The sequence below is a fragment of the Streptococcus sp. CF7_Ac1-8 genome (genome assembly GCF_024295435.1).
In the GTDB taxonomy this organism is placed as follows: Bacteria; Bacillota; Bacilli; order Lactobacillales; family Streptococcaceae; genus Streptococcus; species Streptococcus mitis_AP.
This window is the reverse complement of record NZ_JANCPI010000008.1, coordinates 16,400-28,574: the sequence shown is the minus strand read 5'-3', so window position 1 is coordinate 28,574 and position 12,175 is coordinate 16,400. Positions and strand designations below refer to the sequence as shown.

Sequence of the window (12,175 nt, the reverse complement as noted above, 5' to 3'; positions counted from 1 at the left end):
TGATATAGAAATGATAGTTTCTTGTAAAATAAACTCAGTTAAAGTAATGAAGTCCCATGGCCCCTTTAACATCAGATAGGGTTTGACCCGCAACTTCACGTGCTCTTTCACTACCTTTTTGAAGCATATTATAAACTTCTCCCATATCCTTAGCAAATTCGATACGGCGCTCACGAATAGGACCAAGTTCACGTTCTAATATTTCAAGTAGATAACGCTTGGTCTTCACATCACCAAGACCACCTCGTTGATAATGTTCTTTCATATCAGCAATTTCTTGAGCATCTTCTGGACGACCAAAAACATCTAGATAATGGAAAACCATATTTCCTTCAATCTTACCTGGATCCTCAACACGGATATGATCTGGATCTGTATACATACTCATTACTTTTTTACGCAAAGTATCCGCATCATCAGCTAAATAAATACCGTTATTAAGGGATTTAGACATTTTAGCATTTCCATCTAAACCAGGCAAACGCCCTGCTCTCTCATTTTCTGGATAAATACCTTCTGGCTCTACCAAGACATCACAGTTATATGCATTGTTAAATGAACGAACAATTTCACGAGTTTGCTCAATCATTGGTTTCTGATCTGTCCCAACAGGAACATAATTAGCCTTAAAAGCTGTAATGTCAGCTGCTTGAGCTATTGGGTAAACTAAGAAGCCTGTCGGAATACTTTCTCCAAATCCTTTCTGAGCAATCTCTGTCTTGACAGTTGGATTACGCTCCAAACGTGCTAATGAAACTAGATTCATATAATACATAGATAACTCAGCTAATTCTGGAATTTGGCTTTGAATAAAGATAGTTGATTTACTTGGATCCAATCCAACTGCAAGATAATCCAAAGCAACATTTCCGATAGACTCTACAATTGTTTGAGGATCTTTAGCATGATCTGTCAAAGCTTGTTGGTCAGCCAAGAACACAAACATATCATACTTATCCTCTTCCTGTAACAATACTCGATTTTTGAGACTGCCAACATAATGTCCAATATGCAATTTTCCTGTTGGACGGTCTCCTGTTAAAATAATGGGTTTAGTCATTTTATTCTCCTTCGATGTGGTCCCTTCAATTATAGCATTTTTTTAATAAAATAACCGTAATTTATCAAAATAAATCAGTCTTGCCATTTACGGATTTGTGTAAAGGATACTGTAAATATAGTTTACACAAAATTGACAAATAAAAATTTGAATATTTCTGTATTTTCTAGTAGAATAAATATATTACACATATAGGAGAAAAATATTGCTTACAGTATCTGATGTTTCACTACGTTTTAGTGATCGTAAACTTTTTGATGATGTCAATATCAAATTTACAGAAGGAAATACTTACGGATTAATCGGTGCTAATGGTGCCGGAAAATCAACCTTTTTAAAAATTTTAGCTGGAGATATCGAACCTACTACTGGTCATATTTCTCTTGGTCCAGATGAACGTCTCTCTGTGCTTCGTCAAAATCACTTTGACTATGAGGATGAACGTGCCATTGATGTCGTTATTATGGGAAATGAAAAACTTTATAGCATCATGAAGGAGAAAGATGCTATCTACATGAAGGAAGATTTCTCAGATGAGGATGGCGTCCGTGCTGCCGAACTCGAAGGAGAGTTTGCCGAGCTTGGAGGTTGGGAAGCAGAGAGTGAAGCCTCTCAACTACTTCAAAACCTAAACATTCCAGAAGAATTGCACTATCAAAACATGAGCGAATTGGCCAACGGTGAAAAAGTAAAAGTTCTCCTAGCCAAAGCACTTTTTGGTAAACCAGATGTTCTTCTTTTGGACGAGCCAACCAACGGTTTGGATATCCAATCGATTACTTGGTTAGAAGACTTCTTGATTGATTTTGATAACACCGTTATCGTAGTATCCCACGACCGTCACTTCTTGAACAAAGTATGTACTCACATGGCCGACCTTGACTTTGGAAAAATCAAACTCTATGTCGGAAACTATGACTTCTGGAAGGAATCTTCTGAACTCGCTGCTAAATTGCTAGCAGACCGTAATGCCAAAGCAGAAGAAAAGATTAAGCAATTGCAAGAATTCGTTGCTCGTTTCTCTGCCAATGCTTCTAAATCAAGGCAAGCAACATCACGTAAGAAAATGCTTGATAAAATTGAACTTGAAGAAATTGTGCCATCTAGTCGTAAATATCCATTTATCAACTTTAAAGCGGAACGTGAAATCGGTAATGATCTCTTGACAGTAGAAAATCTATCTGTAAAGATTGATGGTGAGACTATTTTAGATAATATCAGCTTTATCTTACGTCCAGGTGATAAGACAGCGCTAATTGGACAAAATGACATCCAAACGACTGCATTAATTCGTGCAATCATGGGGGACATTGACTATGAAGGAACTGTCAAGTGGGGAGTAACTACTAGCCGTTCTTACTTGCCAAAAGATAACTCGGCAGATTTTGCAGGAGGAGAGTCAATCCTTGACTGGTTGCGTCAATTCGCAAGTAAAGAAGAAGATGACAATACTTTCCTACGTGGATTCCTCGGCCGTATGCTCTTCTCTGGAGATGAAGTTAACAAACCTGTAAACGTTTTGTCAGGGGGAGAAAAAGTGCGTGTCATGCTTTCAAAACTTATGCTCTTGAAATCAAATGTCCTTGTACTTGATGATCCAACCAATCACTTGGACTTGGAATCTATCTCAAGCTTGAATGATGGATTGAAAAACTTTAAAGAATCAATCATCTTTGCTAGCCATGACCACGAGTTTATTCAAACTCTAGCTAACCATATCATTGTCTTGTCCAAAAATGGCGTCATTGACCGTATCGATGAAACCTATGATGAATTCCTAGAAAATGCAGAAGTACAAGCAAAAGTAAAAGAACTTTGGAAAGACTAAAAACTTCAAAACTCAGTTGGATTAACCAGCTGAGTTTTCTAACATTTTATGAGGTAACATGAAATTATTTTTTAAAACATATTGGACCTATTTTGTTTCTTTCATCATTCCCTTATTGATTATGACAGGAGTATATCTATCTCAAGGTATCTACTGGAACAGCGAGACATCTCCACTATTAGGAGATGGGTTTCATCAATACGTTATTTTTGATGTAACTTTACGAAATATCCTGCATGGAAATGGTAGTCTGTTTTACACCTTTACAAGTGGCCTCGGATTAAATTTCTATGCCCTATCTAGTTATTACTTAGGAAGTTTCCTTTCACCTCTAGTTTACTTTTTTAATCTGTCGAATATGCCAGATGCTGTCTATCTGACAACTCTCTTAAAATTTGGATTGATTGGACTGTCAACTTACTTTAGTTTAAATAAATTATTTCAATCGATTCCTAAGGCTTTAAAACTAGCTTTATCTACTTCCTATGCTCTGATGAGTTTCTCTGTTAGTCAACTAGAGATAAAAACTTGGTTAGATGTTTTTATCTTGATTCCTTTAGTTATAACTGGCTTACATATACTTATAACACAAAAGAAGCGCCTACTATACTTTACAAGTCTGTCAATCTTGTTTATTCAAAACTATTATTTTGGCTATATGACAGTATTGTTTCTTATTTTCTGGTATCTCTGTCAAATTTCGTGGGATTTTAAGACTCGAAAATCATCTTTTCTTGATTTTATTGTTACTTCCTTTTTAGCAGGAATGGCCAGTTTGATTATGACTCTTCCTACTCTATTTGATTTACAGACACATGGGGAAAAATTGACAGAAGTTACAAAGTTTCAAACTGAAAGTAGCTGGTATCTTGATCTCTTTGCTAAGCAATTCATCGGTTCCTTCGATACAACAAAGTATGGGGCTATCCCAATGATTTTTGTTGGACTACTTCCCTTTATTTTGACCATTTTATTTTTTACGATAAAATCCATTAAGTTTCACGTGAAACTTATCTATGCAATTTTCTTTGCATTTCTAATTGCAAGCTTTTATATAGAAGCTCTTGATTTATTTTGGCAAGGTATGCATACTCCAAATATGTTTTTACATCGCTATGCTTGGATTTTCTCTACCTTGTTAATTTACACAGCAGCAGAAGTCTTAAATCGTCTGAAAGAAATTAAAGTCTGGAATTTTTTAGCTTCGATTTTTCTTGTTGCAACAGGATTTTTAGCTACCATCTATCTAAAATCGCATTATTCTTTTTTAACAGATTTGAATATTCTACTTACTCTTGAATTTTTAGTTGTCTATTCTCTTTTACTCCTTGCAGTTATCAAAAAGTTTATCTCTGTAAATCTATTTGCTATTCTAATCTCTTTATTTATAATGGTTGAAATGAGCTTAAATGCTTCATCTCAAATGGACGGAATTGCTAAGGAATGGGGATTTGCTTCTCGAAGTGCTTATAATCGAGATATCCCAGCTATGGAATCTTTCTCAACATATATTGGGAACCAATTTACTCGTACTGAAAAACTAGAAACTCAAACTGGAAATGACAGTATGAAATTCAATTACAATGGAATCTCTCAATTTTCTTCTGTTCGAAATCGTTCAGCAAGCTCTACTTTGGATAAACTTGGATTTAAATCCTCTGGGACTAATCTCAATCTCCGATATTCCAATAATAGTATTTTAGCTGATAGTTTATTTGGCATCCAGTACAATATCTCAAACAATCCTATTGATAAGTATGGTTTCCAAGATGTATATCAAAAAGATAATCTTACACTATACGAAAATCAATTCTCTCTTCCTATTGCCTTTGCTAGTCAATCTGTTTACAATGATGTCAAGTTTAATGAGCATACTTTGGATAATCAAGCCTCGTTTTTAAATCAACTTGCTAACGTCGATTTTGATTATTTTTCTCCAATTCCTTACGAAAAAACAGAAAATACTGATAATTTGATCAGTGTTACAAGTTCTTCAAATGAGGATGCAGCAATCCAGTATCAAATTGAAGTACCAGAAAACAGCCAAGTTTATCTTTCTTTCACAAACCTTCACTTTTCTAATGATAAACAAAAGAAGGTTGACATTCTTGTCAATGGGAAAAAGAAAACTTTTACAACTGATAATGCCTTCTCCTTCTTTAATCTAGGATATGCAAAAGAGAAAAAAACTTTCAATATTCATGTTAGTTTCCCTGGAAATTCACAAGTATCATTTGAATCTCCTACCTTCTACCGTTTAGATACCCAAACTTTAACTGAGGCAATTCAAAAAATTAAAGAACAACCAGTAACAGTATCGACTTCTAAAAACAAGGTTTTTGCTACATATGATGTCCAACAAGATACGTCTATTTTCTTCACCATTCCTTATGACAAAGGTTGGTCTGTCTACCAAGATGGTAAGAAAATAGAAATTAAACAAGCTCAAACTGGCTTTATGAAAGTTGATATTCCTAAGGGGAAAGGAACTATTACACTTTCCTTTATTCCTAATGGGTTTATTACTGGAGCAATCTGTTCCTTTACTTCTCTCTTACTATTTGGAATCTATAATCACAGACGAAAGTCATCTAAGGCATAAAAAAATCGACCAGTTAATCGGTCGATTTTTTTAATCTCCTTCCATTTTCTTAGGTTGATAGGCTAGCATACCTAAACCAATAAATAGTACTAATATCACAGCAAGGAAAATAACTTGGTGATGAATATTTCCTGTCATAGAGATTGTTTGTCGTAATCCTGAAACTGAATAACTCATTGGTAACCAAGGATTAATAGCTCTAAAGAAATCATTTGTCAAAGCAAGTGGATAAGTACCGGCACTTGATGCCAACTGTAATAAAAGCAAGATAAGAGAGAAGAAAGCTCCTATACGGCTATTCCACGTTGTTAAAGCAGTCACCATAGACATGAATACTAAACTTATTAAGATGATGAGAATAAATGTTCTCATTTCATGATTAGCAGTTAACCCAATAAGATGGACTCCTCCATATACCAAAATTCCTGCTAAAACAGCTATAATACCATTTATTTCAGCTCGAGATTTCAACCAAGCCCAGCGGCTCTCTGGATGACGTCCTGAAGGCAGCTTCGCAAAAATCATATTCGTTGATATTGCTGCAACAAAGAGAGCAACTGATATCATATAAGGAGCCATTGCAATTCCATTTACAGGAACTTGATCATTGTCTGTTTTGGAAAGACTGAGAGGATTTGACAAAATCTCTGCATTTTGAGATTCCGTAGATGCTGATTTGAGTTGTTCACTAGCATTACTTAGTCCTTGTCCTAAAGAAGCAACTCCTGTCTGTAAACCTTCCAATCCAGAAGTTAACTTTGTTCCACCTTCTGCTAGTTTCCCAGCTCCATCTACCAATTTATTAGCTCCACTTTCTAATTGAGAAGCACCTGAAATTAACTGACTGGATTTGTCAGCGAGTTGGCTAGTTCCTGATTGTAATTTATCAACTCCTGCTATCAATTCTTGACTCTTTTGATTCAATTGATTGGATCCAGTTGATAATTTTTCAATACCAGATACTAATTCTGGAGTTTTTTCAACTAATTGACCAACTCCTGCTGTCAAGCTAGAAGATTTTTGTGTCAAGGTAGTTGAGCCTGAAACTAGTTGGTCCAAACTACCTGTCAAGGTGGAATTTTTTTCACTTAGTTGACTTGCGCCTTGAGAAACTTTATCAACACCTGCAGTATATGCATTTACACCTGATGTAATAGACTGACTGGCAGGAACTAATTTGCTAGTAACAGCTCCTTGTATTTCTGTTAATCCACTTGACAATCCTGTCAAAGAATTAGAAGCAAGCGGTAATACTTGATTAGATTGATTTTTTAAAGTCGAAAGATTAGAAGATTGATTTTGTAAGTTTTCTAAACTTCCCTGTATACCTTGAGCTAAAGCTACAATTGACTGAGCCGATTGAATACTATCAGTCGAATTTTGAGATACAGAAGCACTTATTTCAGCTTGTTGCTCACTTGTCAAAGATTGATAAGCTCCTGTCGATTGAATATTGGCTAATGTAGTCGCTTTATCAGACTGAGCACTTGCTAGCATTTGATTAGAAAGAGACACTATACTTGATAAAACAGAATCTAATTGTTTTGTATCACCAACATCAATATTTTGAATAGCTTGATTTAACTGATTCAGACCAGAAGATAATTGATTAATTTGATTTTTTTGCTCAGACGAAGCCTCTAACTTGCTAGAAAGTTGTTGAATCCCTTCACTTAATTGCTCCACACCCATTCGAAGTGTAGCTGATTGATTAGATAACTGATGGGCACCTGTTGCAAGATTTCCCACTCCATTTGTATAGGCACTAATACCAGATGAAAATTGATTAAGACCAGCATTGAGCTTAGAAACACCGCCAGTATAGGACTCTACACCAGTATATAGTTGGTTGATTCCCCCTACTAATTCAGGACTTTTTGAAGACAATTGACCTAATCCGATATCTAATTGACTCACTGCACCAGTATATGTAACTAAACCACTATTAAAATTCCCTAAGCCAAGATGAAGTTGTTCGACACCAGAAACATAAGAGGATAATCCTCTAGTAAACTGCTCCGTTCCATTTGAAAATGTTAAACTTGAATCGGCTAAAGAGTTTAGGTTAGTAGTTAATGTTTGACTTCCTGCCACTAACTGATTCGCTCCATCAGTTAATTTTTCACTGCCTGAAGCTGCTTGATTCATACCATCCTTTAAATCAATTATTTTGTTAAATAAAGCTTTGGTATAGGTCTCGGTTACATTGGTAGAAACATTCTGCTTTAATTGTGTCATAGCAGAATCACTCATCTTGCTTGCAATAAAGCTATGACCACTTGAAGTCTGATAATCGATTTGCATTTGCTCTGGATGATTCGTTAAAATAGAAGCTGCTTTTTCAGATAAATCACTTGGTAAAGTCACTACCATATAGTAATCGCCATTTTCTAAGCCCTTCTCACCTTCTTCTTCATCTACAAAATGAAAATCCAAGGTTTCATTTTCTTTTAAATTGGACACCATGTCTTTTCCTATTACCATAGTATTACCATTATAGGAAGCCTCTTTATCATTATTGACCACTGCCACAGGTAAGTCAGACAATTGACCATATGGATCCCACATTGATGACAAAAATATGATATTGTACAGAGCTGGAATAAGAGAAATCCCTACCATGATAATAATAAAGGTTGGTTTTTTTAAAATTGCTTTCCATTCTTTAAACATAGTTTCTCCTTTTTTAAACATATTGTCTAAAATTTTGATATAATAGATTATACAATAAAAAATCTAAATTACAAGATAAAAAATCCATTTTTAGACATATAGTCTAATTTGTTTATAAGGAGGAAATATGCAAGAAAGTAACAAACGCTTAAAAACAAAGCGAACTATTGAAAATGCTATGGTACAATTACTGATGGAACAGCCATTTGATCAAATTTCTACTGTCAAGCTAGCAGAAAAAGCCGGAATTAGTCGTTCCAGCTTCTATACTCACTATAAGGATAAGTATGATATGATTGAGCACTATCAAAGCAAGCTATTCCATACATTTGAATATATTTTTCAAAAACATGCTCATCACAAAAGAGATGCTATTTTAGAAGTATTTGAATATCTAGAGTCAGAACCACTTCTGGCTGCCCTTCTTTCTGAAAATGGGACCAAAGAAATTCAAAATTTCTTACGAAATAAACTTCATATCATGCTCAGTACAGATTTACAAAAGCGATTTATGCAACTGAATCTTAATACCACTGAATTAGAATATAGTAGCATCTATCTAACTCACGCACTTTTTGGTGTCTGCCAAACTTGGATTGCACATGGAAAAAAAGAAAGTCCTCAAGAAATAACAGACTTCCTTATGAAGATGCTTGGTGATACAAATTGATACAAAAAGAGGAACACAGCTGTGTTCCCTTTTATCTATACTCCGCCAGTAGGACTCGAACCTACGACATCATGATTAACAGTCATGCGCTACTACCAACTGAGCTATGGCGGATAAAATAGTCCGTACGGGATTCGAACCCGTGTTACCGCCGTGAAAAGGCGGTGTCTTAACCCCTTGACCAACGGACCTTCTATCTGTAGCAGATATAACCATTATATCAATTTCTTACTAATTGTCAATCACTTTTGAGATTTTTTCTCTAAAATATCTTTTAATTTTCTAATTTTTAACCTTGAAATAGGACAGCGATGATCTTCATAGAAAACAATTTCTAAGTTTTTTCGATCAATTTCTCTGATGTTACCTATATTTACCAAAAATGACTTATGAGGAGAATAAAATCGCTGAGTATGTTTGTCCTTTTCCTGAATATCTGTCATTGTTCCATAGAACTCTTTTGCAAAATTCTTACCAATAATGCGCAATTTATGAGAGACACCTGTTGTTTCAATATACAAAATATCATGGTAAGGAATTTTTAAATCATTTCCCTTGTAATTGTAGTCGAAATAATCTACAACATCTTCATTTTCAAGTAACATACTCTTCGTGTAGAAGATATTTTGTTCAATTCTCTTCTTAAACATCTCATCATTGATATCCTTATCAACAAAATCTAGGGCTGATACCTGGTATTTATAGGTTAGAGTCGCAAACTCTGATCGACTGGTGATAAAGACGATAATAGCGTAAGGATTGTAATGACGAATGAGCTGAGCAACCTCAAATCCTTTTTTCTCAATTCCATGAATATCGATATCTAGGAAATAAAGCTGATTTACTTCATCATTTTCAATGTATTCTTCAAATTCACGGACTTTTCCTGTTGTCTTGTATGATATTGGAATATTCGATTCTTTCGAAATTTCATTCAATATTCTCTCTAGTCTCACTTGATGTTCAATAACATCCTCTAAAATTAAAACTTTCATTCAAATTCCCTCTTAAATCTAATAATTTGTCTAAATGTACTGCCTTCCATCTCTGTTTCTAAAATAATGTTATTGTACTTATCTAGTAGTTCTTTCACATTATTTAATCCTACCCCGCGATTTCTTCCCTTAGTGGAGAATCCTAAAGCAAATAGATCTCCTGAAGGAGTCATCGTCATTTTACATGAATTCTGAATCACAATAACTGTTTCAATCTCCATCTTAATAACTGCTACTTCCATCTGTTTTTTATAACTATCAGCCGATCCTTCGACAGCATTGTTCAATAAAACGCTCATGATACGAACCAAATCCAATAGTTCAATTGGGAGCTTGGTAATCGTATCTTTTACTTCCAGTGTAAACTCTACACCATTATTTCGAGCATAGACAATGGACTGAGCAACCAAACTTCGTAAAGCTGAATCTTCTATGTTGTTCAAATCAAAGTAAGTATACTTATCTGAACGCAGTTTATGATTTGCTTTGACCAAAACTTCATTGTAAATTCTGTCAATTTCCTGTAAATCACCACTGTCAATTGCCATCTGCATGCTGACAAGCATCCCAGCATAGTCATGTCTAAAACCACGGATTTCATTATACAGTCCGACAATTTCATCTGTATAATTCTGTAAATGTTTCTGTTCAAATTTTTTCTGCTTCAAAGCAATCTCTTTCTCCATTTGATCTTTATGAGAATTCATTGCAAAGAAGGTCAAAAGGAGAGAGATAAAAACAATAGATGACAAAATACTTCCAAAACTATTCAAATGTTTAACCGTACTTACCATATCTGAAACGAAAGATGCAGTATGGAGCAGTAGTAAAGCAAAAAATACTTTTTTCAAGAAGGGATAAAGGTAGTCCTTATCAAAATAGTTTAGTTCTAAGTGGAAATAATGAATGATTTTTAAGATAACAACATAAGTCAACACTGTTACAACGAAAAAGAATGGGGCATGATATTGTGAAACAAAATTGTCTCCTGTTATAGAGGAAAAAGTTACGGACAGAAAGTTATGAGTGCTCTCATATAAAAGAGATAGTAGTAAACTTAGGAATAGTCCTCTATCCCTCTCATACTGTTTAATCCATCGAAAATAGGAATATAAGCCCAAAGGAAATAAAAATGTTGCAATCCCTAACCCATCTAAATTTAGAAGATATAAGGGAAAATCAAGTGCTATTGCTGTTAGTAATGTATAAGCACCAAAAACGTATAGTTCTCTTCTATTTACTTGACCTTTACAAATTAAATGGTAACTGTAACTAATAATTAAAAAATAAACAATAACTGTCCCAAATTCAAGCAAATTCATTACTCTTTCTCCTTATTTCATTACTGTTTTATTTGGAAAATAAAATCACGGAGTAATCTTGACAGTCTACTTTCCCCACCTTTAATCTCCTGCAAGTCTTTTTCCTTCAAGGCTACAAACTGTTCCAATTTAACTGTGTTTTTCATAATAAAATCTCCTAAAATGTTTTTTCTTGTAAGATAACTTACAAAAACTATTATACAAAATGGAATTTCGTTTTAGATAAAATTCTCTCAACTGTCATTTTTTTCTCCCAAAGTGTACTTTTTTAAGAAAAAAGCCGGGAAAATTCCCAGCTTTGCTACTATATTGATCCCAGCAGGATTCGAACCTGCGACCGTTCGCTTAGAAGGCGAATGCTCTATCCAGCTGAGCTATGAGACCTAACACAATTATTCTACCAAAAATTCAATTAAAAGTCAATTTTCTATTTATGGTAGGGTGATCCCTGCTGAATCGTAAAAGCGCGATAGATTTGTTCAGCAAGGACTAGTCTCATTAACTGATGGGGCAAAGTTAAGCGGCCAAAACTAACAGAGAGATTAGCTCTCTTTTTTACATCCTGTGCTAATCCCAGACTCCCTCCAATAATAAAAGTAAGAGTAGAAAATCCTTTTATAGAAGCTTCTTCTAAATGCTTACTAAATTCTTCTGAGGAGAAAGTTTTCCCTTCTATAGCCAACACAATAACAAAATCACGATCACCAACTTTTGATAAAATTCTCTGACCTTCTATTTCTAAAATCTTTTGATTTTCTGACTCACTGGCCTTATCTGGTGTTTTTTCATCTGCTAGCTCTATCATTTCAAGCTTAGCAAATCGAGAAATTCGTTTTGAATACTCTGTAATACCATCTTTTAAATACTTTTCTTTCAGTTTCCCAACTGTTACAACTTTAATTTTCATGACTCTATTCTAACATATTCTCTATTTTTTCACATCTTATTCACAAAACAAAAGGTTAAATTTCACCTAGAAAATCACAGATTTTTAAAAGTTATCCACAAACTGTGAAAAACTTTTG

At 34.5% G+C, this 12,175-nt stretch carries 9 protein-coding genes and 3 tRNA genes; 3 read left to right on the top strand and 9 right to left on the bottom strand.

What is annotated here, in order from left to right:
• Nucleotides 1-34: 34 nt before the first annotated feature.
• Nucleotides 35-1,060: a tryptophan--tRNA ligase gene (gene trpS, locus NMM26_RS05275; RefSeq protein ID WP_000165456.1), complete on the bottom strand. Its 1,026-nt coding sequence runs from the start codon at nucleotides 1,058-1,060 to the stop codon at nucleotides 35-37.
• Between the two features lie 205 nt (nucleotides 1,061-1,265).
• Between trpS and NMM26_RS05270 the strand changes: the two genes are divergently transcribed.
• Nucleotides 1,266-2,888, top strand: coding sequence for an ATP-binding cassette domain-containing protein (locus NMM26_RS05270; protein ID WP_000958767.1), 1,623 nt, complete (start codon nucleotides 1,266-1,268; stop codon nucleotides 2,886-2,888).
• A 58-nt stretch (nucleotides 2,889-2,946) separates the two neighbouring features.
• Nucleotides 2,947-5,490, top strand: a complete 2,544-nt coding sequence (locus tag NMM26_RS05265) for a YfhO family protein (protein WP_254753935.1) — start codon at nucleotides 2,947-2,949, stop codon at nucleotides 5,488-5,490.
• 30 nt (nucleotides 5,491-5,520) lie between these two features.
• On the opposite strand, the gene NMM26_RS05260 is transcribed toward NMM26_RS05265, so the two are convergent.
• Nucleotides 5,521-8,163, bottom strand: a complete 2,643-nt coding sequence (locus NMM26_RS05260; RefSeq protein WP_254753934.1) for a YhgE/Pip domain-containing protein — start codon at nucleotides 8,161-8,163, stop codon at nucleotides 5,521-5,523.
• 127 nt (nucleotides 8,164-8,290) lie between these two features.
• Between NMM26_RS05260 and NMM26_RS05255 the strand changes: the two genes are divergently transcribed.
• Entirely contained in the window at nucleotides 8,291-8,833 is a 543-nt protein-coding gene (locus NMM26_RS05255; protein WP_001158275.1) for a TetR/AcrR family transcriptional regulator, read from the top strand.
• A gap of 40 nt (nucleotides 8,834-8,873) precedes the next feature.
• Here the strand turns inward: NMM26_RS05255 and NMM26_RS05250 are convergent.
• The 7 genes from NMM26_RS05250 to rlmH all read right to left on the bottom strand — a co-directional run bounded on the left by NMM26_RS05250 (nucleotide 8,874) and on the right by rlmH (nucleotide 12,057).
• Nucleotides 8,874-8,947 (bottom strand) — tRNA-Asn (locus NMM26_RS05250).
• Nucleotides 8,948-8,952: 5 nt separating this feature from the next.
• Nucleotides 8,953-9,024: transfer RNA gene (locus tag NMM26_RS05245), tRNA-Glu, on the bottom strand.
• Nucleotides 9,025-9,075: 51 nt separating this feature from the next.
• Complete coding sequence (gene comE / locus NMM26_RS05240) at nucleotides 9,076-9,828, bottom strand: competence system response regulator transcription factor ComE (protein WP_000866084.1); 753 nt, start codon at nucleotides 9,826-9,828, stop codon at nucleotides 9,076-9,078.
• Entirely contained in the window at nucleotides 9,825-11,150 is a 1,326-nt protein-coding gene (gene comD, locus NMM26_RS05235) for a competence system sensor histidine kinase ComD (protein ID WP_001050352.1), read from the bottom strand. The genes comE and comD overlap by 4 nt, the downstream gene beginning before the upstream one ends.
• Nucleotides 11,151-11,170: 20 nt before the next feature.
• Nucleotides 11,171-11,296 (bottom strand): competence-stimulating peptide ComC, encoded by a 126-nt coding sequence (gene comC, locus NMM26_RS05230; RefSeq protein ID WP_000799684.1) that lies wholly within the window; start codon nucleotides 11,294-11,296, stop codon nucleotides 11,171-11,173.
• 164 nt (nucleotides 11,297-11,460) lie between these two features.
• A tRNA-Arg gene (locus tag NMM26_RS05225) sits at nucleotides 11,461-11,534 on the bottom strand.
• 43 nt (nucleotides 11,535-11,577) lie between these two features.
• Nucleotides 11,578-12,057, bottom strand: coding sequence for a 23S rRNA (pseudouridine(1915)-N(3))-methyltransferase RlmH (gene rlmH, locus NMM26_RS05220; protein WP_000695947.1), 480 nt, complete (start codon nucleotides 12,055-12,057; stop codon nucleotides 11,578-11,580).
• Nucleotides 12,058-12,175: the final 118 nt, after the last annotated feature.